The organism is bacterium, assembly GCA_016786595.1.
In the GTDB taxonomy this organism is placed as follows: Bacteria; Bdellovibrionota_C; UBA2361; order SZUA-149; family JAEUWB01; genus JAEUWB01.
Map to the genome: position 1 here is coordinate 1 of JAEUWB010000054.1, position 14,204 is coordinate 14,204.

At 44.8% G+C, this 14,204-nt stretch carries 14 protein-coding genes; 4 read left to right on the forward strand and 10 right to left on the reverse strand.

What is annotated here, in order from left to right:
* From JNK13_09160 to rpsB, 7 genes are all read right to left on the reverse strand, one after another.
* Positions 1-259: 1-deoxy-D-xylulose-5-phosphate reductoisomerase (locus JNK13_09160; protein MBL7662904.1), on the reverse strand; the 259-nt coding region annotated here is incomplete at its 3' end.
* A gap of 9 nt (positions 260-268) precedes the next feature.
* Positions 269-1,048 carry a phosphatidate cytidylyltransferase gene (locus JNK13_09165; GenBank protein MBL7662905.1) on the reverse strand — a complete coding sequence of 260 codons (780 nt, stop codon included), beginning with the start codon at positions 1,046-1,048 and terminating at the stop codon, positions 269-271.
* Positions 1,048-1,797: a di-trans,poly-cis-decaprenylcistransferase gene (gene uppS, locus JNK13_09170; GenBank protein ID MBL7662906.1), complete on the reverse strand. Its 750-nt coding sequence runs from the start codon at positions 1,795-1,797 to the stop codon at positions 1,048-1,050. The genes JNK13_09165 and uppS overlap by 1 nt, the downstream gene beginning before the upstream one ends.
* Positions 1,798-1,813: 16 nt before the next feature.
* On the reverse strand, positions 1,814-2,368 hold the full coding sequence (gene frr, locus JNK13_09175) for a ribosome recycling factor (GenBank protein ID MBL7662907.1): 555 nt from the start codon (positions 2,366-2,368) through the stop codon (positions 1,814-1,816).
* Between the two features lie 12 nt (positions 2,369-2,380).
* Positions 2,381-3,088, reverse strand: coding sequence for a UMP kinase (locus JNK13_09180; GenBank protein MBL7662908.1), 708 nt, complete (start codon positions 3,086-3,088; stop codon positions 2,381-2,383).
* A 91-nt stretch (positions 3,089-3,179) separates the two neighbouring features.
* Positions 3,180-3,815 (reverse strand): translation elongation factor Ts, encoded by a 636-nt coding sequence (gene tsf / locus JNK13_09185; GenBank protein ID MBL7662909.1) that lies wholly within the window; start codon positions 3,813-3,815, stop codon positions 3,180-3,182.
* 210 nt (positions 3,816-4,025) lie between these two features.
* Positions 4,026-4,832, reverse strand: a complete 807-nt coding sequence (rpsB, locus tag JNK13_09190; protein MBL7662910.1) for a 30S ribosomal protein S2 — start codon at positions 4,830-4,832, stop codon at positions 4,026-4,028.
* Positions 4,833-5,244: 412 nt separating this feature from the next.
* On the opposite strand from rpsB, the gene murJ reads away from it, so the two are divergent.
* The 3 genes from murJ (at position 5,245) to JNK13_09205 (ending at position 8,564) form a co-directional block, all read left to right on the forward strand.
* On the forward strand, positions 5,245-6,882 hold the full coding sequence (murJ, locus tag JNK13_09195) for a murein biosynthesis integral membrane protein MurJ (protein MBL7662911.1): 1,638 nt from the start codon (positions 5,245-5,247) through the stop codon (positions 6,880-6,882).
* Positions 6,864-7,439 (forward strand): hypothetical protein, encoded by a 576-nt coding sequence (locus tag JNK13_09200; protein ID MBL7662912.1) that lies wholly within the window; start codon positions 6,864-6,866, stop codon positions 7,437-7,439. The genes murJ and JNK13_09200 overlap by 19 nt, the downstream gene beginning before the upstream one ends.
* 147 nt (positions 7,440-7,586) lie before the next feature.
* Positions 7,587-8,564 (forward strand): transposase, encoded by a 978-nt coding sequence (locus JNK13_09205; protein ID MBL7662913.1) that lies wholly within the window; start codon positions 7,587-7,589, stop codon positions 8,562-8,564.
* A 242-nt stretch (positions 8,565-8,806) separates the two neighbouring features.
* Here JNK13_09205 and JNK13_09210 read toward each other — a convergent pair whose 3' ends face one another.
* Positions 8,807-10,663, reverse strand: coding sequence for a response regulator (locus tag JNK13_09210; protein MBL7662914.1), 1,857 nt, complete (start codon positions 10,661-10,663; stop codon positions 8,807-8,809).
* Between the two features lie 102 nt (positions 10,664-10,765).
* On the opposite strand from JNK13_09210, the gene JNK13_09215 reads away from it, so the two are divergent.
* Complete coding sequence (locus JNK13_09215) at positions 10,766-11,845, forward strand: hypothetical protein (GenBank protein ID MBL7662915.1); 1,080 nt, start codon at positions 10,766-10,768, stop codon at positions 11,843-11,845.
* Between the two features lie 63 nt (positions 11,846-11,908).
* Here JNK13_09215 and JNK13_09220 read toward each other — a convergent pair whose 3' ends face one another.
* Both JNK13_09220 and JNK13_09225 read right to left on the reverse strand, forming a co-directional pair.
* Positions 11,909-13,231, reverse strand: coding sequence for an adenosylhomocysteinase (locus JNK13_09220; GenBank protein ID MBL7662916.1), 1,323 nt, complete (start codon positions 13,229-13,231; stop codon positions 11,909-11,911).
* 185 nt (positions 13,232-13,416) lie between these two features.
* A complete protein-coding gene (locus JNK13_09225) occupies positions 13,417-14,145 on the reverse strand; it encodes a response regulator transcription factor (protein ID MBL7662917.1) in 729 nt (242 codons plus the stop codon).
* Between the last annotated feature and the right edge of the window lie 59 nt (positions 14,146-14,204).

The window sequence follows — 14,204 nt, forward strand, 5'->3', positions numbered from 1 at the left end:
CCTCAAGCAAACTCTCGTGTTTAACATGAATTTGAAAATCATTCCCCACTTGAGCTTTGAGCTTCAAAGCTGCTTGCTCGTTGCTGACAGCTAAATCTCGAAGCTTAAACTCGCGCGCCAAACTTAAGAGCTCATCAGTTCTAGTATGGGCAGAAATACCCACGACAGTAAATTTATCTTGATTGCGTCGAATCACATCTAAGGTTGAACGTCCAATCGAACCTGTCGCACCAAGAATAATGACTTTGCACTGATTCATGAGAAAATTTTACCAACTGATAAAATGCACTAGTGGTGCAGCAAAGAGCAGTCCATCGATGCGATCTAGTAGTCCGCCATGTCCAGGCAAGATTGCACCTGAATCCTTCACGCCAAACAAACGCTTAATAGCTGATTCAAATAAATCGCCAACAATTGCGGCAGCACTAGCGGCAAAGCTGAGCAAGAGCAGTAACCAAAACGTGCTCACCGGTGCTAAATACTCACCGCAAATCACTCCCAGCAGAGTTCCGAGAATCAAGCCCCCCAGAGCTCCACTAATGGTTTTTTGCGGACTAATGCGCAAAGCGAGCTTCGGTCCTCCAATCCGCGAACCAACAAAATACGCTCCCGTATCGGTTGCAGTTACTATGGCAAAGAGCCAAATTAAAGCTTGTGTCGCATGCGGAGTCAGTGTTGTGGCAACAAAAATCGAACCTAATACGCCAATATAGCAAAAACCAATCAAGGCCGGCATCAGCACTTCAGCAATTGTTTCATCTTGCTTCAGACGTTCAGTCATTAAACAAATCACGGCGGCAAGTAAAAGTAGTGGGATCGCTAGCATGAACGCGGGAAGTTGATTGGAAAATAAATAGAGTAGCAGAAAATTCGGGAAACTATAGAGTAAAGCTTCGCGCTTCAGCACTGGGCTAGAAAAGTTACAAAACTCTTGGTGAATCAGTGCAAAAATGACCACCGCCGCTGACCACATCGCAAAACGCCCAGCATAAAGAATTGCAGCTAAGAGTAGTAATAAAGCTGTCGCCGTAAAGACACGCTGCGCCATTATTTACCTTCGGCTTTAAGCTTTGCGCTGCGGATTTGTTCTGAAGTTTGACCAAAGCGGCGTTCACGCTGGGCATACTCTTCAAGCGTGCGATCGAGCACAGCTTCACTGAAATCAGGCCAGTACTCAGGAACGACTACGAGTTCCGCATAAGCAATTTGCCAGAGTAAAAAATTTGAAACGCGCATTTCTCCACTGGTGCGGATTAGTAATTCAGGATCGGGAATACCTGCCGTCCAGAGCTCTGCAGAAAAATCTTCCGCACTAAAGTCCTCTGCTAATTCGCCCACTTGGACGCGCTTAATGATGCGCCGTGTGGCATTTAATAGCTCTTCTCGCGCGCCATAACTAACAGCTAAAATCAAATCCAGCGTAGAATTTTCTTTTGTCTCGGCTAAGTTACGCTCGAGTCTTGTGCGCACCGCCCAGGGCAGCCGTGACAAGTCTCCAACTGCACGCAAACGAATGCGATTGTCCTTCAATAAACTTCGTTCTGAGTCGAGGTATAATTGGAAGAGTTCCATCAAACTAGTAACTTCTTCGGTAGAGCGATTCCAATTTTCAGTGGAAAAACTATAGAGTGTCAGGTAGCGCACTCCGCGCTTAACGCAGGCTTCGACAATACGGCGCACATTTTTGGCGCCTTCCTTGTGGCCCTCAAAGCGCTTAAGTCCACGCTCTTCGGCCCAACGGCCATTTCCGTCCATGATAATGGCAATATGTTGGGGTAGTTGCGGAGCAGCTGGCATGAATTAACTTCGATTCTTATGTCTCAAGAATTTCTTTTTCTTTGATTGCAAGTAGTTTATCAACTTCGGCAATATGCATATCAGTTAATTTTTGCACACGATCTTGTCCGCGTTTAGAATCGTCTTTAGTCAGGCTGGAATCTTTTTCTAATTTCTTGATCGCATCATTGGCATCACGTCGGTGGTTGCGGATCGAAACGCGGATTTCCTCTGCCATCTTGTGCAAATGCTTTACTAAGTCGCGGCGTGTTTCCTCGGTAAGCGGTGGAACGACGATGCGAATCACGTTACCTTCACGCACGGCGTTAAATCCTAAACCTGCAATGTTAATTGCTTTTTCTACTGCTTGTCCGGCACTGGCATCATAAATCTGCACTGTAATCAGGCGGGGCTCTGGAGCTGAAATCTGGCCCAATGATTGCAATGGCGTTCTTGAGCCGTAGTAATCAACAGTAATGCCTTCAAGGATTGAAGGGTTAGCGCGGCCAGTTTTAACTTTTTGCAAGTCACGCTTAAAAGCTTCAATCGTTTGCTTAGATTGACTATCATGTTTAGAGATAATTGCTTCCATTTTATTAATCCCTCAATTCGTCACTAATGTACCTACGTCGGCATCTTTCATCACGCGTGGAATATTTCCCACTTGGTTCAGGTTAAAAACACGAATCGGAATATTTTCTTCCATGCAAAGTGAAATCGCTGTTGCGTCCATGACTTCAAGTTGATTTTTTAAAGCATCAAGAAAAGTAATCTTGTCGTAGCGTTTCGCTTGAGGATTCTTAACCGGATCGCTATCGTAAATACCATCAACCTTTGTCGCTTTGAGAATTACCTGCGCTTCGATTTCCTTAGCACGTAGCGCTGCTGCTGTGTCAGTTGTAAAAAATGGGTTACCAGTACCACAAGCAAAAATCACAACGCGACCCTTTTCGAGGTGACGCTTTGCTTTGCGTGTAATAAATGGTTCGCAGATTGCGTTCATTGCGATTGCCGACATGACGCGCGTCATTACATTTAAATGTTCGAGGGCATCTTGTAAGGCTAGTGAATTAATCACCGTGGCAAGCATACCCATATAGTCAGCAGAAACTCGGTCCATTCCCTGCGCGCTGGCCTGTAAGCCGCGAAAAATATTTCCCCCGCCAATCACAACTGCAACTTGAATGCCGTCGCGATAAACTTCTGAGATTTCAGAGGCAAGCCGTTTAATTACCTGTGGCTGAATTCCGTAGCCATTGTCACCGGCTAGCGCTTCACCACTTAATTTAAGAAGTATTCGTTTATAAAGCATAGTAAACCTTTAATTGATAAAACGGGCTTACTATAGCGCTTCGTTCGTAGAGAAGAAAGCGAAATTAGCTTAAGTAATTTCGCCTTAATTACTATTGAGCGCTTGATTTCTCGCCCGTAGTTGCCTCGAGTTCCTCTCCAAGCTCAAAACGTATGAAGCGGCGTAGCACAACTTTTTCTCCAACTTTTGCGCTATGCTCATTGAGCATGGAGCCGATTGTGCGTTTGCCTTGCGGATCACGCGCATCAAGTTGCTCGACTAAACAATTTTCTGTGAAAAACTTTTCTAGTCGACCAGTCACAATTTTATCAGCCATTTTTTCTTGTTCTGGCTTAAGTTGACTGCGAAAAATTTCTGACTCCTTGGCAATTACGTTGGCGGGCACTGATTCACGGTCGAGAAAGCGTGGTTTTGCCCAGGCAACGTGCATGGCCACAGCATTAGCAAGTTCTGTGAACTCGGCATTACGTGCTACGAAATCTGTTTCGCAGTTGAGTTCAAGCATTACCCCAACGCGGCCGCCAGTATGCAAATATGTATGCACAGTGCCCTCGCGTGCATCTTTCGTAGCGCGTTTAGAAATATCCTTTAGTCCTTTCTTACGTAGATACTCGATTGCCTTATCGAGGTCGCCGGAGCTTTCTTGGAGTGCCTTTTTACAATCCATCATGCCCGCGTTAGTTTTATCTCTTAATTCACGAACTAGTTGTGCACTAATTTCAGTCATGGTCCCTCTTTTAATTTTAAGTTTGTTGTCTGCTTAGATTTTTATATATTTAATCGCTATTCTTCTCTCGACAAGCTTCACTGCTTAACGAATTTTTACAATCTCTCTTTACAGTCTCGCTTTAATCAACACTGTAGTGCTTACCTGCGTAGCAGGTTCGTTTTCCTTGGTCTTACCTTTCTTTTTCGTAAAAGAAAGGTAAGGAAGAATTTAAGCGACTGGAGTTTTATCTAAACCGGAGTCCGAGTTAACTTCGTCGCTTTTTCCGCGCATGATTTGTGCGCGTTCGCTGTAGATCGAGCGGCCTTCGTTGACGGCATCGCCGACAGCTTGGCAGAACAAGCGAATTGCGCGAGTTGCATCATCGTTTGAAGGGATTGGGTAGTCGATCACGTCAGGGTCACAGTTAGTGTCAACCAGGGCGACTACTGGAATATCCAAGCGATGCGCTTCTTTCACGGCGATTTCTTCACGCTTAGTATCAATCACGAAAACTAGCTTTGGTGGGGCATACATTTCGCGGATACCGCCAAGAGAGAATTCGAGCTTGACGATCTCGCGCTCCATTAAAAGTAGTTCTTTTTTGGTATATTTGCGACGTTCGGTTTCGTCAGCAAGTAGCGCTTCGAGTTTTTTCAAGCGTTCGATACTGTTGCGAATAGTTGAAAAGTTAGTGATCATTCCACCAAGCCAGCGACGTGCGACATAGAAAGCGCCGCAACGCTTAGCTTCTTCGATGATTACATCTTGGGCTTGTTTTTTAGTGCCGACAAAAAGCACTGAACCACCACGACTTGTTGTATCGACGATGACTTTGCGCGCGTATTGCCAACACTGTAATGTCTTGGGCAGATTAATAATATGGATGCCATTCTTTACTGCGTAGAGATATGGAGCCATGCGCGGATTCCAGCGCGAGGTTTGGTGTCCGAAGTGTACACCGGCTTGTAGAAGTGTCTGCAAGCTGACTTCGACTGGAGCGCGATCTGCATCAGCATTGGTTGCGCCGCTATGCATTTCGCCGCGAGCATTTGCGGCTGAGTTTCCTTGGCTCATGCGACTTGCGTCAGCTGAACCTTCAAATATTGTTTGTTCCACGTTCAATTCTCCTCTTGGTTAAGCCACCCTTAAGCCAAAAATACCGATACGGCATAGTTTATGAACGTCTCAGGTTTTCTGGTCTGAACGTATCTTAAACTTGCATCACCAAGAGCTGGCTAAAGGTGCGATATAAAGTGGGGCGATTGATAACTCAAAGGAAGGAGATGATCAACTTTTAGCCCCACTGATATAGGGGGCAAGCCCCCTGAACTGTTTAATTCCAGAGATTCTACCCTATTTTAGTGCCCAAACGCAAGTTTTTATTGATAAAAAACGCGCTGTTAGAAGCAGAGATTATTAGCTAGGATCATTCGATTACGACTATATAATGAGCACAGAAGAAACCCCAAAAACGAAGCCATCCCTTTTTAAGGCCTCAGGTAGTGTCGGATTATCGACGCTATTGAGCCGTGTTCTGGGGCTTTTTAGGGATATGTTAATTGCTAAGACGTTCGGGGCTGGCGCTCAGACTGATGCGTTTTTTGTTGCATTTAGAATTCCCAATTTATTGCGTTCGTTACTTGCGGAAGGTTCGCTTTCGACGGCGTTTATGCCAGTGCTAGCAGAGGAAGAGCGTAAGTCGCACGAGGCAGCCGTGCAAGCTGTGCGGGCGATTTTATCGTTTATGACGATTATTACGATTGTACTTTCAATTATTGGAATGTTTTATGCCAAAGAGCTGACGTTGTTATTTGCACCTGGTTTTGGGGAAGGCACTGCAAAGACGGAGCTAGCTTCATATTTACTACGGATTATGTTTCCGTATCTTGTGCTGGTTACGTTGCTGGCGTTGGCCGGAGGGGTATTAAACGCGCATGGTTCGTTTGCCTTACCAGCGCTTGGACCGGCGATCATGAATCTTGTGATGTTGATCTCAATGCTTTTAATTCCAGGGAATGCTGGGATTGAGGCTTTGGCTTGGTCAGTCTTGTTGGGGGGAGTGATTGCGTTAGCGCCGCAGGTCTATCTAACGTATCGAAAAGGGTTTTCGTTGCGCTGGGCCTCGCCTTTGAGTAATCCGGCAGTGGGCAAAGTCTGCAAGTTAATGTTGCCTGCGGTATTTAGTTCTTCGCTGTATCAAATATTAATTTTCATTAACACCCTACTTGCTTCGCTTTTAATTGAGCGGAGTATTTCCTGGTTATTTTACGCTGACCGTCTATTTCAATTTCCGATTGGCGTTTTTTCTTTAGCGATTGCTACTGCCTTGCTGCCTTCACTTTCACGGCGTGCAGCTGCTGGCGACATACAAGGTTTAGGGGATGAAATTTGCGGGGCTTTGCGTTGGACAGTTTTTATTGCAGCGCCAGCGACTGCAGGTTTAATTATTCTTGGCGAACCGATTATTCGGACGCTTTTTGAGCGGGGTCAGTTTAGTGCATATGATACGACGCAGTCGGCGCGAGCGCTTGTGGCTTATTGCATTGGAATTATTCCTGCAAGTTGTCAGAGTATTTTGATTCGATCATTCTTGGCGCAAAAGCGCGTTGGTGTGGCAACGGCGATCAATTCAGCAAGTGTGGTGGTAAATATTCTGCTGGCCTTGATGCTGCTTGGTCCGGCACAGACTGAAAGCGTAACGCTACTTTCTAAATATTTGGCGAGTTTTGCTGAAGCGTTAAATTTATTACCGCTTGGTCATGTTGGACTTGCGCTGGCTTGGAGTCTGGCGACTTGGTTTGCCTGTATTTTATCGGCGCTAATGCTGCGAAAGGTTGGGGTTAAGCTTAACCTGGCTGAGTTATTGCATTCCTTTTCACGAACTTTTGTGGCGACAAATGCGATGTCTGCGGCTTTAATTACGTTAATGCGGTTGGATGCACCGTCAGTGTTTTTGGTATTTATTGGGATTCCCTTAGGCGCGATAATTTACTGGGCGAGTGGATTAATGCTAAACTCGAGTGAGAGTTTAGCGACGAAAGAAGTTAGTTATGAGTATCTGAGAAAATGGAAAAGAAAAAACTAAATCAAGCGGTAGGTGCGGCGGCGGACATGAGTTTTGCTGAGTTTTCGCGGAGCGTGATTGCGGCGGCGAAAACTGATGCTGAGCGGATTCTCGATGCGGCTGAAGCTGAGGGGGCGCGGCTGATTGAGGCGGGTCAAGTCAAGGTGCAGGCTGATGCTCTGCATGAGCTTGGGAAATTAATTGCGAATTTTAAGGTTTTGGAGAGAAATTTTCTGATTGAGCAAATCAAGCGATTTTCGGAATTAAGTTTGGAGGTAGCGGCGGAAGTAATTGGAGAGGAGTTAGTTACGAATCCAGCTAGTCTAAAGAGTCGGATGGAGAGGGCATATCGGATGTTGCCGAGTGGCAATGTCTCGATTCGGATTGTTGTGGCTGATGAGGATCGAAGTTATGCTGAGGAGTTTGTTACGAGTCTGGGGGGGACGAAATTTCTGAGTGTAGAGACGAGTGCTGCGATGCCGCGGGGCAGTGCTGAATTTCAAATTGGGGGGAGTTCGATTATTCTTTCGATAGCGGATCATTTTTCGAGGATCAAGGCTGAGATTCTCTCCTTATAGCTATCCGATTTGGCACTCTATTTCCTATCCCTATTTGGTATGGGGTCTATTTGGTATGGGGTTACTTTTTTCAAACCACAAAGCAACATAGAGCCAAGAACGGCCGAAAATACTTATGTAAGCAAACTCATACATAAGGAGGCTCGTATGCCTAAAAACCCCAAGTGTTTTTTTAACAATACCGTCATAGAACTCTGCAGTAGCATTCAAGAAGGTCTACCTCTAGCAACAACAGCATATCTTGCTGTAATCATTGAGGGAATTTTAGCAGCCGCAGCTAAGCAGTGTCCAGTAACCATTTGTCACTACATGTTCATGGGAAACCATTTCCATCTCATTGCAATCGTAAATAATCCTGAAGATGTGCCTAGGTTCATGCGGTATATCAAATGTGAACTTAGCCACGCGATTAACCGGCTATTGGGCCGAAGTCAGCGTAACGTCTGGGTTTCTGATTATGACTCAATAGTGATACTTGATTTAAGAAAAGCCCTAGAAAGGATTGCATATCTTTACCTAAATCCTGTCAGCGCAGATTTAGTCGAAAAAGTCTCTGAATATCCGGGAGTCTCGAGTTATCAGGCCTTACTCAAAGGCCAAATGACTAAATCGTGCAAGAATGTTTCAAGAGATGCCATTCTACCGTTACCAGAAGCTGAAATGAGTTTAGCAGCTCAGGCAGACTTTGCCGATTCGCTACTTAAGGGTAAGGGGAAGAAATATTCACTAACCGTATCACCGTGGGCTTTCTTAGCTTGCTTTAAGCGAGCTGATAATACTAGCGTTAAGCACTTCAAGGAAGAACTACTGAAGACCATAAGCGATCGCGAACATGGGCAAAAAATTAGACGCAAGCGGCCGGTCTTAGGGGCGCATGCACTCAAACTTCGAAGCATCAAAACTAGTTATTCATCCAAACGTTCAGGTCTAAAAATGTTTTGTATTTCTTCGAACGCTGAACTTAGAACAGCCTTTATTACTTGGTTCAAAGATCGTGTTGTGTTCGCTCGTGAAGCATTCTTGGCATGGAAATTTGGTAACTTTCAGCTAAGACCTCCTCCAGGCTTTTTTTCGCCAGGTGGGAGTCTCCTAGCAAGCGCACTCCTACCTTTCCAAATCGCATAAGCGGCTTGATGAATCCTTACTGTGAAAAAAAGCTGAACGCTTAGATAGACAGATTTGTCTAAATTTCCTTATTTACTTGGTATTTTTGTAGCTTATCAGTTGCTAGATACTAAAAATCGGGGGAATTGCACGTTCATAAGTGGAAAGTCTGTGCTTCTTCAGGGCAGGATTGAGAAATTATGCTACATTTAACACTTTGCTCTAGTAGGAACCCCATACCTAGTAGGATCCAGCGGTAAAGTCTACAAGTCCGCAACTTGCGAACCATCTAAAAGTTTTCGCGCCGTCACCACCAACTCCTCCAACCGCACCGGCTTCGACAAACAACGATCCACCCCCTGCTTAAGAAATCGCTCGATATCAAAAACAAACGCCTTGGAACTCAAAAGTATAATCGGCAATGTCGACGTTTTTGGATTTGACCGCAAAACCCCCACAAGATCCTGCGCACCACTCGCCAAATCTCCCTCAATCACCGCAAGCTTAAAACTAGACTCCCGCAAAAGCTTGATCACCTCAGGCGGCGTTTTCGCAGTAAGCACAGTATATCCATTCTTTCCCAAATACTGCTGCAACAACTTCGCTTCGTCCACATCCGCATCTGCCAATAAAATAGTCTCCCCATTCCCCTGCCGCAAACTCGCAACCTGATCACTCTCCACTGCAAGCATCGTTTGCGTTGTTTGATCTTTACTTGCTAAATCCTCTGCAGGTAGAATCAAATAAAACGTCGAGCCCCTTCCTTCCTCAGACTCAAATCCAACCATTCCCTTATTCACTTCAGCTAAACTTTTAGTTAAAGGCATTCCCAAGCCAGTCCCCTGCTGCTGGTTCGAGTAAGCATTGTCCACCCGCTCAAAAGCAGCAAAAACTTTATGTTTCTCCTTTTCCGCAATACCAACACCTGAATCTTTAACTGCAATTTTCACTCTATTTCCCGGAGATCTCTCAGCGGAAAGCGTAATACTGCCTCCATTCGGAGTATATTTAATTGCGTTGGTTAAGAAGTTAATCAGCATCTGACGAATGTGACGCTTATCGCAAATTACAGCAAGATTCGCCTCAGCTTCTAACACCTCAAGTTTATGCCCTTTCGCAACCGCCTGTGAACGCACAACCAACGCCAAATCGTCAAGCAGCCCTCGCACCTCCATACTTACAGCTTGTGGAGTAATCGTCCCCGACTCGGCCTTGGCGTAATCAAGCACATCGTTCACTAAGTCAAGCAGATGTTCGCTATTTTTACGCACCATTTCCAATGTCGACTTTTGATCCTCATTCAACTCTCCAGTTAAGCCATTAATCATTACCTCCGTGGCATTTAAGACAATTCCCAATGGCCCACGAATCTCATGACTTAGATTTGCAAGAAATCCAGTCTTCGCTTTAAGCGACTCATCCCCGATTCTACGCATCCGCAATAGTTCATTGGTAAAACGCGCATCCGCCAAAAGAATCCCCCCTTGCAAGGCAAGCAATTTAATAACTTGCAAATCAGCATCAGAAATCACCCGATCCCGTTGAAATTCAACACTGAGCATTCCGAAATTAGTTCCGGCAAAATTCACTGATTCAGTCTTGACACTCGCATCCTCATCCAAGTCACTGGCAGCCTCAACCAGCATCGCCTGTCCACGTAAAGTTTTTGGGTAGCCCGCAAGCAAGACCTGGGAATAAAGTCCTGTAGCACGATCAAAAAGCGCAAGTTCAATAGCTTGAGCTTTAAGTTCACGCAGTCCCGTGTTAATAATTTTTCGTAAGTGGTCCCCCAAAGCTTTTTCGTCAGTGAGTTGGCGTTTCTCCCAGAAAGCAAAACTCGTGCGGTTGAACCGCCCATACTCACGCAGTAAATGTCGCAACTGACTTTCAATATCAATTGAATTTGATTGCAGGTTAAGTCGCGAGAGAACCTTATCAATCGCCGCAGTGACACGTTCTTCAAGTTGGATATAGAGCGCAACTCCAAACCAACCTAAAAAATTTAATATCGCCAGTAATAGCACCAGCCGATCGGAAGAATGCTTTAGCGCATAGGCAACCGGAAAGACGCCTAGCGTCAGACAAATTGCGCCTGAGATAAAAAATAGAAACTTCCTCACAATCCTTAATAATCCTTCATACTTATATACGACAGATCGCCTACCTTAGCTTAAGCAAGATGTGAATTGCGAAATATACGATGTGATTCTAATAAGTTATCTATGAAAACTAATCCAAATACAATTCTTTGTTCACCTGATTTTTTAAAAGAAAATAAAAAGGGGCGCATCACATATACTCAAGCGCAGTGGATTGAAGGTTTGATTGATACTGGATTTGGTTTGATGGTTTTTAGTTATAGCGTTCTTTTCCCATTATTAATTCTACTTCCTGCCTATATCGTTTTCAAACGCAATCAATCGACAATGCAAGTATTTGATCATTACTTATGGTGGGTATTTGGATTTTTTTGTTTAGCCTTCCCGCTTGGCCTAGCGATTGGATACAGCAAACGGCGCGCGATTAAAATGGATTTAAATGCCGGACTAGTTGCCCAAGGCTTCGGAGAAGTCAGACTTTCAGGCAAAGCGCTGCATGCCTTGATTGAGGGACGCGAACTCAAAGCAATTGAAGGTGCCTATAAAATAAACCTCCCACCAGGTCGCTATCAATTTTTTTTCCTCCCGCGATCAAGATATTTACTATCTGCAGACAAACTCGACCGCAACGATAAAACAAACGAAGAATTAATTACTCTGCTCAATCAAGCTTACCACGTCGATCGCGCAACCTTGCAACAAAATCAAGCCCAGAAACTTTCGGCCAAACAGCGCATCCGCACCTTAAATGATCTCTTACTTCAACTCTGCAGCGTTATTTTATTTATATTTTTAATCTGTGCTGTTTTATATTTCATACCAGTCAATCAACTAAGTTTTAATCAACCCCAAAATATTAATCCTAAACTTTTCTGGGCTGGACTCAGCACAGCAGGACTTACTTTGATCGCCATACTTGGTTTCGGATTCCTTTCAGCGCTACGTGCTTGCAAGCTCTTTTTTGACCTAATTAATTCTCGAGTTGCCGCGATCGAGGGTATACTAGAAAAAGGTTGGGATTCTGAGACAAACGCAAATTATTTTTGGTTCAAAATCGGCACTGAACACTTTGAAGTTTCACGCTTTGTACATGACGTTGGTGTTGAAGGTATCAAGTACCGTGCCTACTATTTACCAAAAAGTAAAAAACTTGTCGGAATCGAACCCTTAGAACAAGCTGCGCTTACGTCAGATCTAGCATGATCAGCTCTAAGATCTACAGCCACACAGCACAACCCTAGAGCGTCAATTAATTATATCTTCGGTCTAATACCGATAATGATCCGGCTTATAGGGTCCTTCGATCTTCACACCTAAATACTCGGCTTGCTTCTCAGTTAGCTTGGTGAGCTTGACATTCAGCTTTTCGAGATGTAGGCGCGCGACTTGCTCATCAAGGTGCTTTGGCAACACATGCACGCCGACTGGATATTTATCGCGTTCAGTCCAGAGACTGATCTGCGCTAGCACTTGATTTGTAAATGAGCAGGACATCACAAAACTAGGATGCCCAGTTGCGCAACCTAAGTTTACGAGCCGACCTTCAGCTAAGAGAATGATTGATTTCCCGCTAGGCAATACAAAGCGGTCAACTTGCGGCTTGATGTTGATGCGTTTAATTCCCGAAGTTTGCATTAACCATGAAACTTCTATTTCCGAATCAAAGTGTCCAATATTACAAAGGATTGATTCATTTTTCATCAACTGCATGTGCTTGGCTGTCACGACATGATCGCATCCAGTCGCTGTGACAACGATATCAGCAAGCGGTGCAGCCTCTTCCATAGTGAGAACTTCAAACCCAGCCATGGCTGCTTGCAGCGCACAAATTGGGTCGATTTCTGTAATCAAAACACGCGCACCAAAACCACGCATTGACTGCGCGCAACCCTTACCAACATCTCCGTAGCCACAAATTACAACGGTTTTACCGGCAACCATAATATCCGTTGCACGTTTGATGCCATCAGCAAGCGATTCACGACAACCGTAGAGGTTGTCAAATTTAGATTTAGTGACCGAGTCATTTACGTTAATAGCTGGGCACTTAAGCTTACCCTCAGCCAACATACGATAGAGGCGATTTACTCCTGTTGTTGTTTCTTCAGAAATACCAACAATATCCTTAAGCATTTCTGGATATTTTTCGTGAACGACAATCGTTAAATCTCCACCGTCATCGAGGATCATATTTGGACCCTGGGTTGTGCCATTTGGACCAGAGAATTTTAGACTCTCTTCAACACACCACCAATATTCCTCTTCCGTTTCACCCTTCCAAGCAAATACTGGGATATTCTTTGCAGCGATCGCGGCAGCAGCGTGGTCTTGTGTCGAAAAGATATTACAGCTCGACCAACGCACAGCAGCGCCAAGTTCAATTAAAGTTTCAATTAAAACTGCAGTTTGAATGGTCATATGCAAGCAGCCCGCAATGCGCGCACCTTTGAGTGGTTGCTTTGCGCCGTATTGTTTACGCACAGCCATTAAGCCGGGCATTTCATTTTCTGCGAGTTCAATTTCCTTGCGACCCCATTCAGCAAGTGACATGTCTGCGACTTTATAATCGGTATGAAGATCTTGTTTCATGTGCTTTTCCTTATTTGTCATGCGCTGGGGAAACTACCTTAAAATCTCCACTTCACACAAGTCTTGCTTATTTGGGCTCTGACTTTGGTAAATCTGAGTATGCGCTAGGTATTAATTGTTTTCAGATTAAAGTCGAAGGATTCTCTAATGCTTCTTTCTCGCGCCGTGTGTTCGGCAGAGCTACCCTAACTGTTGGCAACAAATTTATAGCCCACCCCATGAACTGTCAGGATGTGGCGGGGGCGATCCGGAATGTCTTCTAGTTTTTGGCGCAGGCGTGCGATGAAGTTATCGACAGTGCGAGTTGTGGGGTAACTATTGTAGCCCCAAACTTGATCGAGGAGCACATCGCGAGAGACTGGAATATCTTCATTTTTTGCAAGAAACTTGAGCAGTTCAAATTCCTTGGCTGAGAGTTCGAGTTCCTGTTGGCCGCGGCGTGCGCGATAAGACTTAAAATCAATTTCAACAACACCAAAGTTAAGCTGTTCGACTGGTTTTTCTGTAGTCGGCGTAGCACTTTCTTGCTGTGGTCGGGCCTTAGCGCGGCGCAGTACAGCTTTAATGCGGGCGATTAGTTCTCGAATAGCAAAAGGTTTAGTGAGATAGTCATCGGCTCCAAGTTCGAGGCCTACAACTTTATCGATTTCGGCGCATTTCGCAGTAAGCATAATGACTGGGATATCGTCGCGGCTTGAGCGAATATTGCGACAGACTTCAAGCCCATCCATTTCTGGCATCATTACGTCAAGAATCACGAGATCGGGATTTTGAGCTTGGAATGCTTCAAGGCCGAGGCGGCCATTCTCGCAGGAGATCACTTCATAGCCTTCACATTTGAGGTTTTCTTCAAGACCCAGACGTACAACTTCCTCGTCTTCGATAAGAAGTATTTTAGTTGCTGTTGCCGTCATATGCTTTGGCTGTAGATAACGCTCTTAAGTTACTAGAATAAATGGAATATGTATATTAA

Coding starts and splice junctions, on each gene's coding strand:
- JNK13_09165 (MBL7662905.1), bottom strand. CDS start 1,048: ATGGCGCAGCGTGTCTTTACGGCGACAGCTTTATTACTACTCTTAGCT.
- uppS (MBL7662906.1), bottom strand. CDS start 1,797: ATGCCAGCTGCTCCGCAACTACCCCAACATATTGCCATTATCATGGAC.
- frr (MBL7662907.1), bottom strand. CDS start 2,368: ATGGAAGCAATTATCTCTAAACATGATAGTCAATCTAAGCAAACGATT.
- JNK13_09180 (MBL7662908.1), bottom strand. CDS start 3,088: ATGCTTTATAAACGAATACTTCTTAAATTAAGTGGTGAAGCGCTAGCC.
- tsf (MBL7662909.1), bottom strand. CDS start 3,815: ATGACTGAAATTAGTGCACAACTAGTTCGTGAATTAAGAGATAAAACT.
- rpsB (MBL7662910.1), bottom strand. CDS start 4,832: ATGCATAGCGGCGCAACCAATGCTGATGCAGATCGCGCTCCAGTCGAA.
- murJ (MBL7662911.1), top strand. CDS start 5,245: ATGAGCACAGAAGAAACCCCAAAAACGAAGCCATCCCTTTTTAAGGCC.
- JNK13_09200 (MBL7662912.1), top strand. CDS start 6,864: ATGGAAAAGAAAAAACTAAATCAAGCGGTAGGTGCGGCGGCGGACATG.
- JNK13_09205 (MBL7662913.1), top strand. CDS start 7,587: ATGCCTAAAAACCCCAAGTGTTTTTTTAACAATACCGTCATAGAACTC.
- JNK13_09215 (MBL7662915.1), top strand. CDS start 10,766: ATGAAAACTAATCCAAATACAATTCTTTGTTCACCTGATTTTTTAAAA.
- JNK13_09220 (MBL7662916.1), bottom strand. CDS start 13,231: ATGAAACAAGATCTTCATACCGATTATAAAGTCGCAGACATGTCACTT.
- JNK13_09225 (MBL7662917.1), bottom strand. CDS start 14,145: ATGACGGCAACAGCAACTAAAATACTTCTTATCGAAGACGAGGAAGTT.